We start from the raw sequence: 20,274 nt of genomic DNA, 5'->3' as shown, positions 1-20,274 counted from the left end.
ATGTGATATCGCCGGGTGGAAGCGATAACCTTACCCGGCCTGGCAGGCACCTCGGGTGCGTGTTCTGCAAGCCGGGCAAGCATCGTGCCATCAGGCGCTGAATATTCTGCTCTACAAACTGCCCGCTGGCCTGCTGTTTTTACCTGCTGATGTCAGCGTACGCGCAGTGCGTTTACCGTCGAGACTTTCAAGGCGCATCTGGAACGGTGGGAACGGCAAATCAATGCCGTGCTCACGGAAGCCGGCCAGAATCAGCTGGTGGATTTCGTGGCGCAATGGCATACGGTGTCCCATCTCCGCAGCGTAAATACGCAGTTCAAACAGTTGCAGCCCTTGTTGCAGATCGACCAGGAACACTTCCGGTGCCGGGTTATCAATCACCAGCGAGCAGCGTGCGGCCGCAGTGTAAAGGATCTGCGTGACCTCTTCGCTGTTAGCATCCGCTGGCGCTGGAACCGTCAGCACCACGCGGGTCACAGAGTCCGACAGCGACCAGTTGATAAACTGCTCGGTGATAAAAGCCTTGTTCGGCACGATGATCTCTTTGCGATCCCAGTCGCTGATAGTCGTGGCGCGGGTGTTGATCTTTGTGATGCTACCGGTCAGATCGCGGATCGTCACGGTGTCGCCGATGCGGATCGGTTTTTCAAACAAAATGATCAAACCGGAGATAAAGTTGGCGAAGATCTCCTGCAAACCAAAGCCGAGACCGACACCCAGCGCTGCGACCAGCCACTGCAGTTTTGCCCACTCGATACCGATCATCGAGAAACCCACCAGCCCGCCAAACAGCATCAACAGATATTTGGTAATGGTGGTAATGGCATAACCGGTGCCAGGTGTGAGTTCAAGGTGCTGCAACAGCGCCAGTTCCAGCAACGCCGGGAGGTTACGCACCAGTTGTGTGGTAATGATAAACACCAGAATGGCAATCAGTACCGCGCCCAGCGTAATCGGCTCGAGACTTTCCACGCCTTGCACGGTCGAGGTCACGTCCCACAGCGTGATATTTTCAAGGAAGCCGAAAGCAGAATGAATTTCCGACCACAGCACTATGACCGACAGTAATGCGATCAGCATCAAAATAGAGCGCACCAGTCGCAAGGACTGCACGCTAATGGCATCAAGATCGACCTCTGCCTCATCGACATCGGCAACCCCTTCAGTGCTGGTCTGATGCGGCGGCTCATCTTCACCGCGTGCACGCTGGGCGAGAATTTCCGCGCGGCGGTGACGGGCGCGTTCGAAGGCCAGGCGACGGCGCTGGATCAGCATCCAGCGACGGATGATGTGATAAACCACCAGCAGCAGGAACCAGATGGCAACGGAGGTTTCCAGTCTGGCCAACAGCGCCTGCGACGTGGCCAGATAGCCGATGGAGGCTGCGAGAATGGCAATCAACGGCGCACTCATCAGCAGGTTCCACAGCAGGCGGTTTGGCATATTGTCGCTGCTGCCAGCTTTATCCACGTACAACGGGATCCCGGCGCGTTTCAGGCTCAGTGTGACCAGCGCCAGTGCGCCGCAGATAAGAATAAAACAGAGCCTGCCCAGCGAACCGGAGAACTCCCGATCGTTGAGGTTATCAAACATGATCAGCGCCATGATCAACGGTACGATCAGGCCAATGCTCATCAGGTAATAACGCATACTGCGCGCGACGCGATTGCGCGGCCAGCCAAAGTGCGCGACGAACAAGCCGGTAGGGCGGGCAAAAGTGGCACAAATCATCACTACCCATAGCAATGGCACCGTCGCAGTTACGCCGTCGCCAACGGCGACGGCCAGGGGATAAGGCCAGGCTTCCTGTAGACCATAACCCAGCGTTGCCCATAGCACCGGCAAAGGCGAGGCGACGAGAATGGACCAGAACACCGTACGCATAGTGAGCCAGAAGTGATCCTGGGTGACTTTGCCCACACGGGCGCTGGAGCGCTCCAGGAAACGGGTAAAATGCCGGCGTGAGTAAATGCTGAATCCCACCAGTATCAAGGCACCAAACAGTGGGAACAACGTCTCTTTGCTGGTGAGCATCATCGCGCTGGCCTTGCCTAACTGGCTGGCGGTATCCAGCGACAGCAGGCGGCGCAGATCCTGGACGATTTCAATCGGCCATGCGAAGGTGACCGGACTGACATCCGCCGTCCAGAACAGATAGCGGTGGGTCGCTTCGTTCACCTCTTTCAGCGCATCTTCCAACTGGCTATTAGAAACTTTCAGCTTGGTCAGCTCAAGGATCAGTGTATCGCCGCCCTGCAACAACGAATTCAACAGTTCGCGCTGAGTACGCAGCTGGGCTTCCAGAATACGATTCTGCTCGCTTGTGAGCGGCTGGCCGTCCGCCTGGCGAATTTGCCGTAGTTGTGGTTGCTTGTTCAGCAGATCCTCGTAACGCATGCGGTGCACGCGCAACTGCGCCATTTCGGTGTCCAGTTGCTGCGGTTTGGGCATTTCTGGTAAACGGGCAACCTGTGCGCGCAATGCTTCACCGAGCATATTTGATGCGCCCAGCCATTGGGATTGTTCACGCAGCGTATTGAGCGCCTGGCGCACCTGCAATGTCTGCCCGGTAGCCTGGCGCTGCTGAGACGCCACCAGATCCATGCGCTGCGCCTGTTGGTTAAGCGCCTGCGACAGCTCCCGGTTGATTCGGAACTGTTCAACGATACCGACAGGAAGATTATCGCTGTTCTCTGCCAGAAGTTCGGTGCTTTCCAGCGCCTGCTCTGCTTCACGCTGACGCTGGCTATTAAGCTGATTGCGCAAGGCTTGCAAATAAGTATCCAGTTGCTGGCTTTGTTTTTGCGCCAGCTCGGAACGCATGCGCGACAACTCCTGGCGGTTATTGGCCGACAGTTGCGCCAGTTCCAGTTCATCCACCAGCGCTTTCAGTTTCGCCGATTCTGCCTGTGCGCTGAGATTCTGCGCCTGCGCCAGCGGCGTTGTCGCATTTTGCGCCCCCAGGCGGCGTTCCACTTCGGTTACCTGCCGACGGGCGTCGGTTTGCTGCTGCGGAAGCTGGTTTAAGGAATCACTGATTTCCCGCGCACGCTCTTGTTCCTGCTGTGCCTGACGCGTTTTCTCCAGTAACTGGCTGCTGACTTGCAGGATCTCCTGGTTCAGCGCGTCACTGCTCATGCCCGCCGGGACGGATTTAGGCTCGTCGCGCAGGTTATCCAGTTGAGAACGCAGAGTGCGGGAAAGTTTAGGAAAATTATCAATAACGTGTTGGTATTGTTGAGCGCGCTCAAGTGAACCTTTACGTTCTTCGAGCGCGTTAAGTGCAGCCTGGAGCAGCTCCACGGTTTCCGCCTGGTCGGGCGTGTTCTTCGCCGCTTTGGCTTGCTCCAGTTCCTGCGTAATTTGTCTGGCATCGGGGGCCGATGCCGCCATGGCCCCCAGGCTGAGGCACCAGGCCATCAGAAATGTGATAATCAGGCGCACATCAGTCTTCCTGTTTGTGGATTAACCTTCGTCTTTCTTATCGTCTACCAGCGGGCTGGCGTCGTGTTCGGCGTTGATTTCCGCTTCCGACAAAGGGGCCTGTTCGGTTTCGACAGGGGCGAACGTTTCGGTGGACACCGCCAGCGGCTGACCAATTTTGGTGACCGACAGACTTTGCAACTGTTCTGCCAGTGCCACTTTGCCCGGCGCAAACAGGTTAATCACGGTGGAACCCAGTTTGAAGCGGCCCATTTCCTGGCCTTTCAGCAATGCGATGGCGCCTTCGCTTTCGCCAGCAGGCCAGGTCCAGCGCTTGATGATCCCTTCGCGCGGCGGCGTAATCGTACCGGCCCAAACGGTCTCAATGCTGCCGACAATGGTCGCGCCAACGAGAATTTGCACCATCGGACCGAACTCGGTATCAAACAGGCAGATTACGCGTTCGTTACGGGCAAACAGGTTCGGCACGTTTTGCGCTGTCAGGTGGTTAACGGAGAAGAGATCGCCTGGGACGTAAATCATCTCGCGCAGAATACCGTTACACGGCATATGAACTCGGTGATAGTCGCGCGGAGAGAGATAGGTGGTGACAAAGCTGCCGTTACGGAACAGATCGGCCATCAGGTAGTTGCCTGCCAGCAGGGCTTCAAGGCTGTAGTTATGGCCTTTGGCCTGCAGGATCTTATCTTCTTCGATAGCGCCAAGCTGGCTCACCACGCCGTCTGCCGGCATCACCAGCACATTAGGATCGGTATTCAGCGGGCGAACGTCGTCGCGCAACGGGCGTACAAAAAAGTCATTAAAGGTGCGGTAGCTGGCGGTATCGGGCTTCTGCGCCTCTTTCATATCGACCTTGTAGTATTTCACAAACAGATCGATAACCAGTTTGGTCAGCCAGCCCGCGCGTTTGCTTGCGCCCCAGCCCGCCAGGCGAGTGAGCCACAGTTTCGGCAGAATGTATTGAAGCGAAAGTTTAAATGCGTTTAACAAGGTAGCCTCCAGGCCATTGTTTTTTGTCGTTCCTGATCCGCCGCCGGGCGCCGGATCCTTTTCTAAAAAGGGGACGATTTTAACGATGCATAGCTTAGTTGTCAGTCATCTGATTCAGAAAAGCTTTTACGCGTTTTTACCTGTGACATGCTTTCCAGGATGCGGTGATAATTTTCGAAACGGCTTTCAGCAATTTCGCCTTTTTCGACCGCTTCGCGAATGGCGCAACCCGGATCCGTATCATGTTTGCAATCCCGGTATTTGCACTGGCCCAGATAGTCATGGAATTCGACAAAACCGTTGAAAATTTGTTCCGGTTCAAGGTGCCAGAGTCCAAATTCGCGAACGCCCGGAGAATCAATCACATCGCCGCCGTGCGGGAAGTGATAAAGACGTGCGGCTGTGGTGGTGTGTTGCCCGAGACCGGAGACGTCGGAAACGTCGTTGGTGAGGATCTGCTCCTCATGTAAACCGAGCAGTGTGTTAAGCAGGCTCGATTTCCCCACGCCGGACTGCCCGGCAAAGATGCTGATGCGGTTGGTCAGCGCCTCAATCAGCGGATTAAGCCCATTCTGTGCGTGGCTTGAGACCATGAGTACGCGATAGCCGATATTGCGGTAGATATCCATCTGCTCATTGACGAAATCCATGCCGTCCTCGTCCAGCAGATCGATTTTGTTCAGCACGATCAGGGGCTCAACCTGTAAGGCTTCGCAGGCGACAAGGTATCGATCGATAATATTCAGCGACAGTTCTGGCAGGATCGCCGACACCACAACAATCTGATCAATATTGGCGGCGATGGGTTTTACGCCATCATAAAAATCGGGGCGCGTAAGCACCGTAGTGCGTGCGTGTACGGCTTCCACAATGCCTTTTACTGTAACGCCTTCCGCCGCTTCTTTGCCAGGACGCCAGACCACCCGGTCGCCGGTGACCAGTGAACGGATCGTGCGACGAATATTACAGCGATGCACTGCGCCGTCGGCGGATTCCACATCGGCGTGCATGCCAAAGCGGCTGATCACAACGCCTTCGGACGGATCGCCGAACAGGTTGTCATCATAGTCAGCTTTCTCCGTAGAGGTTTTCAGCCGGCGCTGGTGGTTCTCTTTAACGCGGCGTTGCTGCCCTTTGGAGAGTTTATTTTTACTCAATCGTGCTGGCTCCTGGTCGCCCTGGATGGGCAAAACAACTATGATACACGCAATTCTAGATGAATATAGTTACGCGAGAAGGGTGGAAAATAGCATGAGCGCAAATGAAAACAACCTCATTTGGATCGATCTGGAGATGACGGGGTTAGATCCCGAGCGCGATCGCATTATTGAAATCGCGACGCTGGTGACCGATGCAAACCTGAATATTCTGGCGGAAGGCCCGGTGATTGCAGTGCATCAAACCGACGCACAACTGGCATTAATGGATGACTGGAACGTACGCACCCATACCGGTAGCGGGTTAGTGGATCGTGTGAAGGCCAGTCAACTGGATGATCGCGCCGCGGAACTGGCCACTATTGCGTTCTTAAAAGAGTGGGTGCCAGCGGGAAAATCGCCCATTTGCGGCAACAGCATCGGCCAGGATCGACGTTTCCTGTTTAAGTACATGCCGGAGCTGGAGGCGTACTTCCATTATCGCTACCTGGACGTTAGCACGCTGAAAGAGCTGGCTCGTCGCTGGAAACCGGAAGTGCTGGAAGGACTGAAAAAACAGAATACACATCAGGCGCTGGACGATATTCGCGAATCCGTGGCTGAGTTGGCCTGGTATCGCGAACATTTTATTAAATTGTAATGTTCATGCATGCAGGGCCGTTTTTTTTGTTGGCCCTGCAAGCCAGTGCTGGCGTGGGTTTGCTGTAAAAGTGTGCGTTTTGTCGATTAAAGCAGCATTCAAACAAAAAAAGCGAAAATTTGCTTTCAGGGGCTTGCAGCAGGAAGGATTTCTCGTATAATGCGCCTCCCGTGAAGACACAGAAATGTGAAACACGGCATCACGAAATTTCAGTAAAAATGAGTTCTAACGTACTGAAAAATCGATGATAAGCGGGAATAGCTCAGTTGGTAGAGCACGACCTTGCCAAGGTCGGGGTCGCGAGTTCGAGTCTCGTTTCCCGCTCCAAAATTTGAAATGCACCATCCAAATTTACTGGTTCCGGCAATGAAGCTGAAACCGGATAAATATGCGGGAATAGCTCAGTTGGTAGAGCACGACCTTGCCAAGGTCGGGGTCGCGAGTTCGAGTCTCGTTTCCCGCTCCAAATTTGAAATGCCGAAAGGCACGCACCATCCAGATTTACTGGTTCCGGCAAGCAAGCTGGCCCAGATAAGTACGCGGGAATAGCTCAGTTGGTAGAGCACGACCTTGCCAAGGTCGGGGTCGCGAGTTCGAGTCTCGTTTCCCGCTCCAAATTTTCACATCAAATAATTATCCACAGCGGAAAGCTTCGCTGGGGACGTTTTTTATTTCCCTCAGGAATGCGTTGTGAACAGACTTATCCACAGGCCTGTCTTTCATTCGCAACATAATAGTTACTTCGATGGGTGAATGAATTTTTTTTAACCCACTGTAAAATAAAAACAAAATAACATCGCAAATTGTTAATGTGATCACTTGACGAATTTGTGGTCATTGAATCGCAATGTGTTTTTTATTTTATTCACAAGCTGTGGATGGCTCAGGCGTCGCGCGGCAGACCTTTTTCCACCACTCTGACCAGCCGCTGCTGTTTCGGCATTTGTACCTCAACGCGGCAGGCGTTTCGCTTCTCTTTTTGCTGCGCAATCGCCCACTGTATGTGTTCATCAAGAAGTGGGTGCTCACCAAGACGCTGCTCCAGCGCCTGAATATTGGCTTCTTCCCACGGGGCATTTCCCAGGGCGACGGCAATATTACGCAGCCAGCGTAAATGACCAATGCGTCGAATAGCCGACCCTTCCGTCACTTTCAGAAAATGTGCCTCGTCCCAGGCGAACAGATCGATCAACGCGGGCGCATGCAGTGCTTTACGCGGGCTGAAATCGTCCTCGTTGGTCAGTTGCGAGTAGCGATTCCAGGGGCAAATGAGCTGACAGTCATCGCAACCATAGATGCGATTGCCGATCAAGGGGCGCAATGCTTCCGGAATGGCACCTTCAAGCTCAATCGTGAGATAAGAGATACAGCGGCGGGCATCGACAGTATACGGCTCGACAATGGCGCCGGTAGGGCAAATCGTCATGCACGCCACGCAACGCCCACAGCCCTCTTCCACCGGTTTATCGACAGGCAGGGGTAAATCAATCAGCAATTCACCCAGAAAGAAAAATGAGCCCGCATCGCGGCTTAAGATAAGTGAGTGCTTACCTGTCCAGCCAAGCCCGGCTTTTTCTGCCAGAGGGCGCTCAAGAACAGGCGCGGAATCAACAAAAGGTCTAAAATTGAGCGAAGCACATTGCTGCGAAATAGTCTCGCCGAGCTTTTTGAGCCGGTTACGCAGCAGCTTATGATAATCACGGCCCAGCGCATAACGGCTGACATAGCCGAGCGTTGGGTTTTTCAGCGTGCTGGCGAAAGCGGCGTGCGCAGGAAGGTAGTTCATGCGCACGCTGATCACGCGCAGCGTGCCGGGGAGAAGCTCGTGGGGGCGGGCGCGCATCATTCCGTGACGTGCCATCCACTCCATCTCGCCATGATATTGTTTATCCAGCCACGCCTGTAGCTTTGGTTCGCTGGCGCTGAGATCGGTATCGGTAATACCGACATGCTGAAAACCCAGTTCAGAGCCCCACTGTTTGATTTGTTGCGCTAAATAATTGAGATCGAGGGGCTGTGACATGACGGACCATAAAAATGAAGAAAATCGCAGCAAGTATACCACACTCCATCTGGCCTGCTGAGGACCTTAAACGCGCCGAAAAAGAGGCGGCGGACAGCTTCGGTATTACGCTTTATGAGCTGATGTTACGTGCTGGCGAGGCCGCTTTTACTGTGGCCCGGCAGCAGTATCCCGATACGCGTTGCTGGTTGGTGCTTTGTGGGCACGGCAATAACGGCGGCGATGGTTATGTGGTCGCCAGGCTTGCCGCCGCGGCGGGCATACAAGTGACATTGCTGGCGCTGGAGAGCAACAAACCACTACCGGAAGAGGCCGCGCAGGCGCGGGATGCCTGGCTTAATGCTGGCGGCGTGATCCATGCGCCGGACATTCTCTGGCCGGAACAGGTTGATTTAATTATCGATGGTCTGCTGGGAACCGGGCTTACCAGCGCGCCGCGCGACAATGTTGCCCAACTGATCGACCACGTAAACGCCCATCCGGCCCCCGTATTGGCGCTGGATATCCCCTCCGGGCTTAATGCTCAAACAGGTGCCGCGCCGGGCGCGGTGATTCATGCTCATCACACCCTCACCTTTATCGCGCTTAAACCTGGCTTATTGACGGGCAAAGCGCGGGATGTCGTAGGGCAGCTTCATCATCATGCGCTGGGGCTGGAGTCCTGGTTAAACGGGCAAGAGACAGCATTAACCCGGTTTGATGCCAGCCAGCTTTGCCGCTGGTTTACGCCACGTCGCCCGACGTCACATAAAGGTGATCATGGGCGTCTGCTGATTATTGGCGGCGATCACGGTACCGCCGGAGCAATTCGTATGGCTGGCGAGGCAGCACTGCGCGCAGGCTCAGGCCTTGTGCGCGTGCTGACGCGCAGCGAAAATATTGCTCCGCTGTTAACCGCCCGCCCGGAATTGATGGTTCATGAACTGACCAGCGCCTCGATGGATGAGAGCCTGCAATGGGCGGATGTCGTGGTGATTGGTCCGGGACTTGGGCAGCAGGAGTGGGGCAAAAAAGCGCTACAAAAGGTAGAGAATTTCCGTAAACCGATGCTATGGGATGCGGATGCGTTGAACCTTCTGGCAATCAATCCCGATAAACGTCACAATCGCGTACTGACGCCGCACCCTGGTGAGGCTGCGCGTATGCTGAATTGCAGCGTGGCGGAGATCGAAAGCGATCGCTTGCTCGCCGCGCAGCGGCTGGTAAAACGTTATGCCGGTGTTGTTGTGCTGAAAGGCGCGGGTACCGTCATTGCAAATGCAGAGGGTGAAATGGGCATTGTCGATGCCGGTAACGCTGGCATGGCGAGCGGCGGCATGGGGGATGTTTTGTCCGGTATTATTGGCGCGCTACTCGGGCAGAAGTTGACGCCCTGGGATGCAGCCTGTGCGGGATGTGTTGCTCATGGCGCTGCGGCTGACAGGCTGGCGGCGCAATTCGGTATGCGCGGTATGCTGGCAACCGATCTTTTTACGGCGCTTTGGCGTGTTGTTAACCCGGATGTAGTTGATACAAAAGATGATTAATCGAGTTATTCCTTTACCTGATGAGCAAGCGACACTGGATCTCGGCACGCGTGTGGCGCAGGCCTGCACCGGTGCGACGGTGATTTATCTGTATGGCGATCTCGGCGCGGGTAAGACTACCTTCAGCCGGGGATTTTTACAGGCTCTTGGTCATCACGGGAATGTCAAAAGCCCGACCTATACCCTCGTTGAGCCGTACACGCTCGATTCGCTGACGGTGTACCACTTCGACCTGTATCGCCTTGCGGATCCGGAGGAACTGGAATTTATGGGCATCCGCGATTATTTTGCCAATGATGCCATTTGTCTGGTTGAGTGGCCGCAGCAAGGTGCGGGTGTACTGCCTGATCCGGATGTTGAAATCCATTTAGATTACCAGGCTCAGGGGCGTGAGGCGCGCATTCGCGCGGTATCCTCATCTGGCGATTCGTTACTGGCGCGTATGGCCGGTTGACAGGAAGGATAACGTGATGATCTCTCGCGTTAAAAGTTGGTTGGCGGCTGCGTTATTACTGCTTTGTACGCAGGCGGGGGCTGCAAGCCTGGCGGATATTCAGGTGTCCAACGGCGACAGCCAGGCGCGTATCACTTTCAGCTTTATGGGCGATCCTGAATATGCGTTTACGCAGCAGGATAAGCGTAGCGTCGCGCTGGATATCAAACAGACGGGCATTATCCAGGGTTTGCCGCTGCAGTTTAGCGGCAATAATCTGGTCAAAAGTATCCGTGCCGGGACGGCGAAAGATAATCAGTCGATCCGTCTGGTGGTGGATTTAACGCAAAATGGCAAAACCCGGGCGGTGAAACAGCAAAGCGGCGCGGGCTACAACGTGGTCTTTACGATTGATGCCGATGTGCCGCCACCGCCGCCACCGCCTAAAGCGGTGGTGCAGCGTAACGATACGCCGGTTACCTCTCGCCCTGCGCAGCCTTCAACGCCTGCGCGCAATCCGTTTAAAGCGGAAAATGATCGCATTACTAGCGTGACCAGCAGTAATACGGTGACCCGCCCGGCGGTACAGACGCGCACTGCATCCGGTGACAAAGTGGTTATCGCCATTGATGCCGGACACGGTGGTCAGGATCCTGGTGCGATTGGCGCTGGCGGAACGCAAGAGAAAAACGTGACCATCTCCATCGCCCGTAAACTGCGCGCGTTGTTGAATGATGACCCGATGTTCAAACCGGTGATGACGCGCGACGGGGACTACTTTATTTCGGTGATGGGGCGTTCCGATGTGGCGCGTAAGCAGAATGCGAATTTCCTGGTTTCTATCCATGCGGACGCCGCACCAAATCGCGATGCAACCGGCGCGTCGGTATGGGTATTGTCAAACCGCCGAGCGAACAGTGAAATGGCGGGCTGGCTGGAGCAGCATGAAAAACAATCGGAACTGTTGGGCGGTGCAGGGGATGTGCTGGCCAATAGCCAGTCGGATCCCTACCTGAGCCAGGCGGTGCTGGATTTACAATTCGGCCATTCCCAGCGCGTCGGTTATGATGTCGCCACCAGTATGCTGGGTCAGCTTGAGCGTGTGGGCGCGTTACATAAGCGTCGCCCGGAACACGCAAGCTTAGGTGTGCTGCGCTCCCCGGATATCCCTTCTGTGCTGGTTGAAACGGGTTTTATCAGTAATTCTGCAGAAGAGCGATTGTTGGGAAGCGACAATTACCAACAACAGATCGCTGAAGCAATATACGGCGGTCTGCGTAACTATTTCCTCGCACATCCGTTGCAGTCTGCGCCACAAAGCGGAGGCGGGCAGACAGCCAGCGCCGCGGCACCTGCGAACGGTCTGCTTAACTAAGGATATTTTCATGCCGATACAGGTTCTGCCGCCGCAGCTTGCGAACCAAATCGCCGCTGGCGAAGTGGTGGAGCGCCCTGCGTCGGTAGTGAAAGAGCTGGTTGAAAACAGCCTTGATGCAGGCGCTACGCGAATCGATATCGATATTGAACGCGGCGGCGCCAAGCTTATCCGTATCCGCGACAACGGCAGCGGCATCAAGAAAGATGAACTGGCGCTAGCGCTGGCGCGCCACGCTACCAGTAAAATCGCCTCGCTGGACGATCTCGAAGCCATTATTAGCCTTGGCTTCCGTGGCGAAGCGCTGGCCAGTATCAGCTCTGTTTCCCGTTTAACGCTCACCTCCCGTACTGCTGAGCAGCAAGAAGCGTGGCAGGCTTACGCCGAAGGGCGTGATATGGCGGTGACGGTCAAACCCGCCGCGCACCCGGTGGGCACCACGCTGGAAGTGCTGGATCTGTTCTACAACACACCGGCGCGCCGTAAATTTATGCGCACGGAAAAAACCGAATTTAACCATATCGATGAGGTGATACGCCGCATTGCGCTGGCGCGTTTCGATGTCACCCTCAATTTGAGTCATAACGGCAAGCTGGTGCGCCAGTACCGCGCGGTCGCCGAAGGGGGGCAAAAAGAGCGCCGTCTTGGGGCGATTTGCGGTGCCGCCTTTCTTGAACACGCGCTGGCCATTGAGTGGCAGCACGGCGATTTATCCCTGCGCGGCTGGGTGGCGGACCCTAAACAGACCACGGCGGCTTTCGCTGAGATCCAGTACTGCTATGTGAACAGCCGAATGATGCGCGACCGGTTAATCAATCACGCCATCCGACAGGCCTGTGAAGATAAACTGGGTGCCGATCAGCAACCCGCTTTTGTGCTCTACCTGGACATCGATCCACATCAGGTGGATGTCAATGTGCACCCGGCGAAGCATGAAGTGCGTTTCCATCAATCGCGGCTGGTACATGACTTTATCTACCAGGGGGTGCTCAGCGTGCTGCAACAACAGTTCGACACCCCCTTGCCGCTAACGGATGAACCCGCCCCCCGCGCGTTACCAGAGAACCGAGTGGCAGCAGGGCGTAACCAATTCTCTCAACCGTTGGTCGCCCGTGAACCGGATGCTCCACGCATGCCAACCAGCGCTGCTCCGGCTTCCCGTAACAGCGGCAATACAGGCGCGACGCCCGGCTGGCCGCATGCACAACCGGGTTACCAAAAGCAGCAGGGCGCGCTGTATCGTCAGTTGCTGGATACGCCTGTTGTGGAGCGCAAAAGTGAAGCGCCACAGCCTGCAGCGCCCGCGCTGGAAGGGCACAGCCAGAGTTTTGGCCGCGTCTTAACGCTGATTGCGCCGCACTACGCACTGCTTGAGCGCAACGGGCAACTGGCATTGTTGGCGCTTCCCGTTGCGGAACGGTGGTTACGCCATGCACAGCTTTCTCCGGCCAATGCGCCGGCCTGCGGTCAACCGTTGTTGATTCCGGTGCGTTTAAAAATTTCTGCGCAAGAGCGCGCGGCGTTGAAACAGGCGCAGCCGGTGTTGGCAAAAATGGGCATTGAATTTGTCCCGGATGGCCAGTACGTAACCATTCGTGCTGTGCCTTTACCCTTGCGCCAACAAAATTTACAAATCTTGATTCCCGAACTGATAGGCTACCTGGCGCAGCAGACAAGCATTGATGCGGCGAATATTGCCCAATGGCTGGCTCGTCATCTGGCGAGCGATCATCCGCAATGGAGTGTGGCGCAGGCGATTACCCTGCTGGCCGACGTCGAACGGCTTTGTCCGCATCTGGTGAAGTCCCCACCAGATGGTTTATTACAACCTGTTGATCTACAAACGGCGATGAACGCCCTGAATGATGAGTGAAGTGAGTAAGGCTGGCCTGCCTAAGGCTATTTTTCTGATGGGGCCGACGGCCTCGGGTAAAACGGCGTTAGCCATTGCGTTGCGTAAAGTTTTGCCTGTTGAGTTGATAAGCGTGGATTCTGCCCTTATCTATCAGGGCATGGATATCGGTACCGCAAAGCCGAATGCGGAAGAGTTACACACCGCACCGCACCGGTTGTTGGATATTCTCGACCCGGCGCAGGCGTATTCCGCAGCGGATTTTCGCCGCGATGCGTTGGCGGAAATGCATGCGATCACCGAGGCAGGACGCATTCCGCTGCTGGTGGGCGGTACGATGCTCTACTTCAAGGCGCTGCTGGAGGGGTTATCACCCTTGCCATCAGCGGATGCAAAAGTCAGAGCGGACATTGAAAAACAAGCGGCAGAGCGTGGATGGGAAGCGTTGCACCAGCAGTTGCGGGAGATCGATCCGGTTGCTGCAGCACGGATTCATCCAAATGATCCGCAAAGGCTTTCCCGGGCACTGGAAGTTTTTTTCATTTCGGGTAAAACTTTAACAGATCTGACGCAAACGTCGGGAGACGCTCTGCCTTACCAGGTGCATCAGTTCGCCATCGCCCCGGCGAGCCGTGAACTGCTCCATCAACGCATTGAGCAGCGGTTTCATCAGATGTTGGCTTCAGGTTTTGAAGCAGAAGTGCGGGCGCTTTTTGCTCGCGGAGATTTGCATACGGAGATGCCTTCCATTCGTTGTGTGGGATACCGCCAGATGTGGTCGTATCTTGAAGGTGAGATTTCATACGATGAAATGGTTTATCGAGGTATTTGCGCCACGAGGCAGTTAGCCAAGCGACAGATGACATGGCTGCGCGGCTGGGATGGCGTTCACTGGTTAGAGAGTGAAAAGCCAGAAAAGTCTTACCAGGACGTGTTACAGGTTGTTCGTGCTATCGCAGGGTGAATGTGTACAATTAAGTCGTATCGTGCGCGAATTTTTTACGCAGTTTTCAGAGCCTTCGGGTTCTAAGTACAAAACAAGCATATAAGGAAAAGATAGAATGGCTAAGGGGCAATCTTTACAAGATCCGTTCCTGAACGCACTGCGTCGGGAACGTGTTCCAGTTTCAATTTATTTGGTGAATGGTATTAAGCTGCAAGGGCAAATTGAGTCTTTCGATCAGTTCGTGATCCTGTTGAAAAACACGGTCAGCCAGATGGTCTATAAGCACGCGATTTCTACTGTTGTTCCATCTCGTCCGGTTTCTCATCACAGCAACAATGCGGGCGGCGGTACCAACAGTAACTACCATCATGGTAGCAACGCGCAGGGCTCTGCACAGCAGGACGGCGAAGAAACCGAATAAGGTTTTTGCTGTTTATCTACATCGGGGAGCCAGAAGATCTGCGTTCCCCGCTGATCTTTTTTGAGGGTTTACGCTTGTTTGACCGTTATGAAGCCGGTGAGCAGGCGGTACTGGTACACATCTATTTTTCGCAAGACAAAGATATGGAAGACCTCCAGGAGTTTGAATCTCTGGTCTCTTCCGCCGGTGTCGAAGCAATGCAGGTGATTACCGGTAGCCGTAAAGCACCGCACCCTAAGTATTTCGTTGGCGAAGGTAAAGCAGTAGAAATTGCGGATGCCGTAAAAGCCGTGGGTGCCTCCGTTGTGCTCTTTGATCATGCGCTGACCCCTGCCCAGGAACGTAACCTGGAAAGACTGTGCGAGTGTCGTGTAATCGATCGCACCGGTCTGATTTTGGATATTTTTGCCCAGCGTGCTCGTACGCACGAGGGGAAATTGCAGGTTGAACTGGCGCAACTGCGCCACCTGGCGACGCGTCTGGTGCGTGGCTGGACCCACCTTGAGCGACAAAAAGGCGGGATTGGTTTGCGCGGTCCGGGTGAAACCCAGCTCGAAACCGACCGTCGTTTGTTGCGTAATCGTATTACCCAGATCCTGGCGCGCCTTGAGAAGGTTGAAAAGCAGCGTGAACAAGGGCGTCGCTCCCGCACGAAAGCCGATATTCCAACGGTTTCGCTGGTGGGTTATACCAACGCCGGCAAGTCGACGCTGTTTAACCAGATCACCGAAGCGCAGGTGTATGCGGCAGACCAACTGTTCGCAACGCTGGATCCCACGCTGCGTCGTATCGATGTAGCGGATGTCGGGGAAACGGTGCTGGCGGATACCGTAGGGTTTATCCGTCATCTGCCACACGATCTGGTGGCGGCATTTAAAGCGACCTTGCAGGAGACGCGTCAGGCGACGCTGCTGATGCATGTGATCGATGCCGCCGATCTCCGTGTGCAGGAAAACATTGACGCAGTGAATACGGTGCTTGAAGAAATTGAAGCGCACGAGATCCCGACGCTGTTGGTCATGAACAAGATCGATATGCTGGAAGAGTTCGAGCCGCGTATCGACAGGGATGAAGAGAATAAACCAATCCGCGTCTGGCTCTCTGCGCAGACCGGTGTTGGCGTACCACTGTTATTCCAGGCTTTGACGGAGCGTCTTGCCGGGGAAGTGGCGCAGCACACGCTGCGTTTGCCTCCGCAGGCAGGGCGCCTGAGAAGTCGGTTTTATCAGCTTCAGGCAATAGAAAAAGAGTGGATGGAAGACGATGGCAGCGTAGGTATGCAGGTGCGTATGCCGATTGTTGACTGGCGTCGACTCTGTAAACAAGAACCGGCACTCGAAGAGTACGTCGTCTGACCGGCACAGGCCTGAAGATTTTTCCCCTTTGGGGGTGCCCGCCAGTTCGGGCATACACCGCACGATAGACATATATGGAGCACATACATGGCGTGGAATCAGCCCGGTAACAACGGACAAGACCGCGACCCGTGGGGAAGCAGCAAACCAGGCGGCAACTCTGAGGGAAATGGAAACAAAGGCGGTCGCGATCAGGGGCCACCTGATCTGGATGATATCTTCCGCAAACTGAGCAAAAAGCTCGGTGGCTTGGGCGGGGGTAAGAGCTCAGGCGGCGGCAATCCAGGTTCTTCTGGCCCGCGCAGTCATATGGGTGGGCGCGTTGTCGGCATCGTTGCCGCGGCCGCCGTGATTATCTGGGCTGCTACCGGGTTCTACACCATCAAAGAAGCGGAACGCGGCGTGGTTACCCGCTTTGGTAAGTTCAGCCACCTGGTGGAGCCGGGTCTGAACTGGAAGCCGACCTTTATTGATAATGTCACTGCCGTCAACGTCGAGTCCGTGCGTGAACTGGCCGCGTCCGGCGTTATGCTCACCTCTGATGAGAACGTGGTTCGCGTTGAGATGAACGTGCAATACCGCGTGACCGATCCGGAGCGTTACCTGTTCAGCGTGACCAGCGCCGACGATAGCCTGCGTCAGGCGACGGACAGCGCCCTGCGTGGTGTGATCGGTAAATACGTGATGGATCGCATTCTGACCGAAGGCCGTACCGTTATTCGTAGCGATACCCAGCGTGAGCTGGAAGAGACCATTCGTCCGTATAACATGGGTATCACCCTGCTGGACGTTAACTTCCAGGCCGCTCGTCCGCCGGAAGAGGTGAAAGCCGCGTTTGATGATGCTATCGCCGCCCGTGAAAACGAGCAGCAATATATTCGTGAAGCGGAAGCGTACACCAACGAAGTGCAGCCGCGTGCTAATGGTCAGGCGCAGCGTATCCTCGAAGAGGCGCGCGCTTATAAAACGCAGACCATTCTGGAAGCACAGGGTGAAGTGGCTCGCTTTGCGAAGCTGCTGCCGGAATACAAAGCCGCGCCGGAAATCACCCGCGAGCGTCTGTATATCGAGACCATGGAAAAAGTGCTGAGTCATACTCGCAAAGTGCTGGTGAACGATAAAGGTGGCAACCTGATGGTGCTGCCGCTGGACCAGATGCTGAAAGGTGGCAATGCGCCTGCGGCAAAGAGTGACAGCAGTGGCGCGAACAACTTGCTGCGCCTGCCGCCTGCGTCCAACTCTGGTAGCAGTGCGAACAGCGCCCCCGCAACGTCTGCGGGAGACATCATGGACCAACGCCGCGTTAACGCGCAGCGTAACGACTACCAGCGTCAGGGGGAATAACGATGCGTAAGTCAGTTATCGCGATCATCATCATCGTGCTGGTAGTGCTCTACACCTCCATTTTTGTGGTGAAAGAGGGTGAGCGCGGCATTTCACTGCGCTTTGGTAAAGTTCTGCGCGACGATGACAACAAACCGTTGGTGTTTGCGCCAGGCCTGCACTTCAAACTGCCATTTATTGAATCAGTTAAAATGCTGGATGCCCGTATCCAGACCATGGATAACCAGGCGGATCGCTTTGTCACTAAAGAGAAGAAAGATCTGATCGTCGACTCCTACATTAAGTGGCGCATCAGTGATTTCAGCCGCTACTATCTGGCGACCGGCGGCGGTGACGTCTCCCAGGCAGAAGTTCTGCTGAAACGTAAGTTCTCTGACCGTCTGCGTTCTGAAATCGGCCGTCTGGATGTGCGTGACATCGTGACCGACTCCCGTGGTCGTTTGACGCTGGAAGTGCGCGATGCGCTGAACTCCGGTTCCGCGGGTACCGAAGATGAAGTGTCGACCCCGGCGGCAGATGATGCGATTGCCAAGGCCGCTGAACGCGTCACCGAAGAAACGAACGGTAAAGTACCGGTCATTAACCCGAACAGTATGGCAGCGTTAGGTATTGAAGTGGTGGATGTGCGTATCAAGCAGATCAACCTGCCGACCGAAGTGTCCGAGGCGATTTACAACCGTATGCGCGCCGAGCGTGAAGCGGTAGCCCGTCGTCACCGTTCGCAAGGTCAGGAAGAGGCGGAAAAACTGCGCGCCACTGCGGATTACGAAGTGACCAAAACGTTGGCGGAATCTGAGCGTCAGGGGCGTATCCTGCGCGGTGAAGGCGATGCGGAAGCGGCGAAGCTGTTCGCCGATGCCTTTAGCCAGGATCCGGACTTTTATGCCTTTATCCGTAGCCTGCGCGCGTATGAAAGCAGCTTTGAGAGCAACCAGGATGTGATGGTGCTCAGCCCGGACAGCGATTTCTTCCGTTATATGAAGACACCGAGTTCCGCGACACGCTAAGATAGCGTCAGCGGTTTTCATGATAAAAAAACCACCGCCCGATTTAAGGCGGTGGTTTTCTTTTTGGAAGGATCAGAAATGAATTCAACAATATGGCTTGCCCTGGCGCTGGTACTGGTGTTTGAAGGCCTTGGTCCGATGTTCTATCCGCGCGCATGGCGTCGTATGATCGCCTCCCTGAGTTTGCTGCCGGATCATATTTTGCGTCGTTTTGGCGGTGGGCTTGTGGTTGCGGGAGTGGTTATCTACTACATGTTGAGGAAAACGATTGGCTGAAGCAAAAGCGGTTATTTTGCTGTCATTTTGCCCGGAAAAAGTGCTGAATCTGAAAAAAAGCGGTGGTAGAATCCATTTTTAAGCAAACGGTGATTTTGAAAAATGGGTAACAACGTCGTCGTACTGGGCACCCAATGGGGTGACGAAGGTAAAGGGAAGATTGTCGATCTTCTGACTGAACGGGCTAAATATGTTGTGCGCTACCAGGGCGGTCACAACGCAGGCCATACTCTCGTAATCAACGGTGAAAAAACCGTCCTCCATCTTATTCCATCAGGCATTCTTCGTGAAAACGTCACCAGCATCATCGGTAACGGTGTCGTGCTGTCTCCAGCTGCGCTGATGAAAGAGATGAAAGAACTGGAAGACCGTGGTATCCCGGTTCGTGAACGTCTGCTGCTGTCTGAAGCATGCCCGTTAATCCTCGATTATCACGTTGCGCTGGACGTTGCGCGTGAAAAAGCGCGTGGCGCGAAAGCCATCGGCACCACGGGCCGTGGTATCGGGCCAGCATACGAAGACAAAGTTGCCCGTCGCGGTCTGCGTGTTGGCGACCTGTTCGATAAAGCGACTTTCGCCGATAAACTGAAAGAAGTGATGGAATACCACAACTTCCAGTTAGTGAACTTCTACAAAGTGGAAGCGGTTGACTACCAGAAAGTACTGGACGACGTGATGGCGATTGCTGACATCCTGACCGCTATGGTCGTCGATGTTTCCGATCTGCTGGATCAGGCACGCAAACGCGGCGACTTCGTGATGTTTGAAGGCGCACAGGGTACGCTGCTGGATATCGACCACGGTACTTATCCGTACGTCACCTCTTCTAACACTACCGCAGGCGGCGTCGCCACTGGTTCCGGCCTTGGCCCACGTTATGTTGATTACGTACTGGGTATTATCAAAGCTTACTCTACGCGTGTGGGGGCGGGTCCGTTCCCGACTGAACTGTTCGATGATATCGGCGAGTTCCTGTGCAAACAGGGTAACGAATATGGCGCGACCACAGGTCGTCGTCGTCGCACCGGTTGGCTGGACACCGTTGCGGTGCGCCGTGCGGTGCAGATCAACTCCCTGTCTGGCTTCTGCCTGACCAAGCTGGATGTGCTGGATGGTTTGAAAGAAGTGAAACTCTGCGTGGGCTACCGCATGCCGGACGGCCGCGAAGTGACCACTACGCCGCTGGCAGCAGACAACTGGGAAGGTATTGAGCCGATTTATGAATCAATGCCTGGCTGGTCTGAATCGACGTTTGGTGTGAAAGAGCGCAGCGGTTTGCCACAGGCAGCGCTGAACTACATCAAACGTATTGAAGAACTTACCGGTGTGCCGATCGATATTATCTCTACCGGGCCGGATCGTACGGAAACGATGATCCTGCGTGACCCGTTCGACGCATAATGCTGTTCCGGGGCGTGTTGATCGCGCCCCGTCTCCTCGCTTTTTTTACCCTTCTGTTCAAATAAATTAGCGGCCTGACAGCTG

At 55.0% G+C, this 20,274-nt stretch carries 16 protein-coding genes and 3 tRNA genes; 15 read left to right on the top strand and 4 right to left on the bottom strand.

Annotated features, from left to right (window positions below):
• Window positions 1–111 precede the first annotated feature (111 nt).
• The 3 genes from mscM to rsgA form a co-directional block, all read right to left on the bottom strand.
• Entirely contained in the window at window positions 112–3,444 is a 3,333-nt protein-coding gene (mscM, locus tag ABGA49_RS10975) for a miniconductance mechanosensitive channel MscM (RefSeq protein WP_347665552.1), read from the bottom strand.
• A 21-nt stretch (window positions 3,445–3,465) separates the two neighbouring features.
• Window positions 3,466–4,434: an archaetidylserine decarboxylase gene (gene asd, locus ABGA49_RS10970; RefSeq protein WP_347665551.1), complete on the bottom strand. Its 969-nt coding sequence runs from the start codon at window positions 4,432–4,434 to the stop codon at window positions 3,466–3,468.
• 101 nt (window positions 4,435–4,535) lie between these two features.
• Window positions 4,536–5,591, bottom strand: coding sequence for a small ribosomal subunit biogenesis GTPase RsgA (rsgA, locus tag ABGA49_RS10965; protein ID WP_347665550.1), 1,056 nt, complete (start codon window positions 5,589–5,591; stop codon window positions 4,536–4,538).
• Window positions 5,592–5,685: 94 nt separating this feature from the next.
• On the opposite strand from rsgA, the gene orn reads away from it, so the two are divergent.
• From orn to ABGA49_RS10945, 4 genes are all read left to right on the top strand, one after another.
• Window positions 5,686–6,231: an oligoribonuclease gene (gene orn / locus ABGA49_RS10960; protein WP_061498495.1), complete on the top strand. Its 546-nt coding sequence runs from the start codon at window positions 5,686–5,688 to the stop codon at window positions 6,229–6,231.
• A 251-nt stretch (window positions 6,232–6,482) separates the two neighbouring features.
• A tRNA-Gly gene (locus tag ABGA49_RS10955) sits at window positions 6,483–6,558 on the top strand.
• A gap of 63 nt (window positions 6,559–6,621) precedes the next feature.
• Window positions 6,622–6,697: transfer RNA gene (locus ABGA49_RS10950), tRNA-Gly, on the top strand.
• Between the two features lie 73 nt (window positions 6,698–6,770).
• Window positions 6,771–6,846: transfer RNA gene (locus ABGA49_RS10945), tRNA-Gly, on the top strand.
• Between the two features lie 268 nt (window positions 6,847–7,114).
• Here the strand turns inward: ABGA49_RS10945 and queG are convergent.
• The gene (gene queG, locus ABGA49_RS10940) at window positions 7,115–8,254 is read right to left on the bottom strand and encodes a tRNA epoxyqueuosine(34) reductase QueG (protein WP_134318974.1); all 1,140 of its coding nucleotides are present in this window, start codon (window positions 8,252–8,254) and stop codon (window positions 7,115–7,117) included.
• A gap of 14 nt (window positions 8,255–8,268) precedes the next feature.
• Between queG and nnr the strand changes: the two genes are divergently transcribed.
• The 11 genes from nnr to purA all read left to right on the top strand — a co-directional run bounded on the left by nnr (window position 8,269) and on the right by purA (window position 20,190).
• Window positions 8,269–9,780, top strand: coding sequence for a bifunctional ADP-dependent NAD(P)H-hydrate dehydratase/NAD(P)H-hydrate epimerase (gene nnr, locus ABGA49_RS10935; protein ID WP_347665549.1), 1,512 nt, complete (start codon window positions 8,269–8,271; stop codon window positions 9,778–9,780).
• Window positions 9,773–10,234, top strand: a complete 462-nt coding sequence (gene tsaE / locus ABGA49_RS10930; protein ID WP_061498475.1) for a tRNA (adenosine(37)-N6)-threonylcarbamoyltransferase complex ATPase subunit type 1 TsaE — start codon at window positions 9,773–9,775, stop codon at window positions 10,232–10,234. The genes nnr and tsaE overlap by 8 nt, the downstream gene beginning before the upstream one ends.
• 16 nt (window positions 10,235–10,250) lie before the next feature.
• Window positions 10,251–11,588 (top strand): N-acetylmuramoyl-L-alanine amidase AmiB, encoded by a 1,338-nt coding sequence (gene amiB, locus ABGA49_RS10925; protein WP_347665589.1) that lies wholly within the window; start codon window positions 10,251–10,253, stop codon window positions 11,586–11,588.
• Between the two features lie 10 nt (window positions 11,589–11,598).
• Entirely contained in the window at window positions 11,599–13,461 is a 1,863-nt protein-coding gene (mutL, locus tag ABGA49_RS10920; RefSeq protein ID WP_347665548.1) for a DNA mismatch repair endonuclease MutL, read from the top strand.
• Window positions 13,454–14,404: a tRNA (adenosine(37)-N6)-dimethylallyltransferase MiaA gene (gene miaA / locus ABGA49_RS10915; RefSeq protein ID WP_347665588.1), complete on the top strand. Its 951-nt coding sequence runs from the start codon at window positions 13,454–13,456 to the stop codon at window positions 14,402–14,404. The genes mutL and miaA overlap by 8 nt, the downstream gene beginning before the upstream one ends.
• 97 nt (window positions 14,405–14,501) lie before the next feature.
• Entirely contained in the window at window positions 14,502–14,807 is a 306-nt protein-coding gene (gene hfq, locus ABGA49_RS10910) for an RNA chaperone Hfq (RefSeq protein ID WP_061498466.1), read from the top strand.
• 74 nt (window positions 14,808–14,881) lie between these two features.
• On the top strand, window positions 14,882–16,162 hold the full coding sequence (hflX, locus tag ABGA49_RS10905) for a ribosome rescue GTPase HflX (RefSeq protein WP_347665547.1): 1,281 nt from the start codon (window positions 14,882–14,884) through the stop codon (window positions 16,160–16,162).
• Between the two features lie 87 nt (window positions 16,163–16,249).
• On the top strand, window positions 16,250–17,506 hold the full coding sequence (hflK, locus tag ABGA49_RS10900) for an FtsH protease activity modulator HflK (RefSeq protein ID WP_061498463.1): 1,257 nt from the start codon (window positions 16,250–16,252) through the stop codon (window positions 17,504–17,506).
• Between the two features lie 2 nt (window positions 17,507–17,508).
• Window positions 17,509–18,513 carry a protease modulator HflC gene (gene hflC / locus ABGA49_RS10895; RefSeq protein ID WP_061498460.1) on the top strand — a complete coding sequence of 335 codons (1,005 nt, stop codon included), beginning with the start codon at window positions 17,509–17,511 and terminating at the stop codon, window positions 18,511–18,513.
• A gap of 78 nt (window positions 18,514–18,591) precedes the next feature.
• Entirely contained in the window at window positions 18,592–18,789 is a 198-nt protein-coding gene (locus tag ABGA49_RS10890; protein ID WP_061498457.1) for a DUF2065 domain-containing protein, read from the top strand.
• A 102-nt stretch (window positions 18,790–18,891) separates the two neighbouring features.
• Window positions 18,892–20,190, top strand: a complete 1,299-nt coding sequence (gene purA, locus ABGA49_RS10885) for an adenylosuccinate synthase (RefSeq protein WP_061498454.1) — start codon at window positions 18,892–18,894, stop codon at window positions 20,188–20,190.
• Window positions 20,191–20,274: the final 84 nt, after the last annotated feature.

Origin of the sequence: Kosakonia sp. WA-90, assembly GCF_039871955.1 — a bacterium.
In the GTDB taxonomy this organism is placed as follows: domain Bacteria; phylum Pseudomonadota; class Gammaproteobacteria; order Enterobacterales; family Enterobacteriaceae; genus Kosakonia; species Kosakonia oryzendophytica.
Note: the sequence above shows the minus strand (reverse complement) of the source record. Positions and strands in the feature narration are given on the sequence as shown.

Excerpts from the sequence above, each read along its gene's own strand:
- orn (WP_061498495.1), top strand. The coding sequence starts at position 5,686 with ATGAGCGCAAATGAAAACAACCTCATTTGGATCGATCTGGAGATGACG.
- queG (WP_134318974.1), bottom strand. The coding sequence starts at position 8,254 with ATGTCACAGCCCCTCGATCTCAATTATTTAGCGCAACAAATCAAACAG.
- nnr (WP_347665549.1), top strand. The coding sequence starts at position 8,269 with ATGAAGAAAATCGCAGCAAGTATACCACACTCCATCTGGCCTGCTGAG.
- tsaE (WP_061498475.1), top strand. The coding sequence starts at position 9,773 with ATGATTAATCGAGTTATTCCTTTACCTGATGAGCAAGCGACACTGGAT.
- amiB (WP_347665589.1), top strand. The coding sequence starts at position 10,251 with ATGATCTCTCGCGTTAAAAGTTGGTTGGCGGCTGCGTTATTACTGCTT.
- mutL (WP_347665548.1), top strand. The coding sequence starts at position 11,599 with ATGCCGATACAGGTTCTGCCGCCGCAGCTTGCGAACCAAATCGCCGCT.
- miaA (WP_347665588.1), top strand. The coding sequence starts at position 13,454 with ATGAGTGAAGTGAGTAAGGCTGGCCTGCCTAAGGCTATTTTTCTGATG.
- hfq (WP_061498466.1), top strand. The coding sequence starts at position 14,502 with ATGGCTAAGGGGCAATCTTTACAAGATCCGTTCCTGAACGCACTGCGT.
- hflK (WP_061498463.1), top strand. The coding sequence starts at position 16,250 with ATGGCGTGGAATCAGCCCGGTAACAACGGACAAGACCGCGACCCGTGG.
- hflC (WP_061498460.1), top strand. The coding sequence starts at position 17,509 with ATGCGTAAGTCAGTTATCGCGATCATCATCATCGTGCTGGTAGTGCTC.
- ABGA49_RS10890 (WP_061498457.1), top strand. The coding sequence starts at position 18,592 with ATGAATTCAACAATATGGCTTGCCCTGGCGCTGGTACTGGTGTTTGAA.
- purA (WP_061498454.1), top strand. The coding sequence starts at position 18,892 with ATGGGTAACAACGTCGTCGTACTGGGCACCCAATGGGGTGACGAAGGT.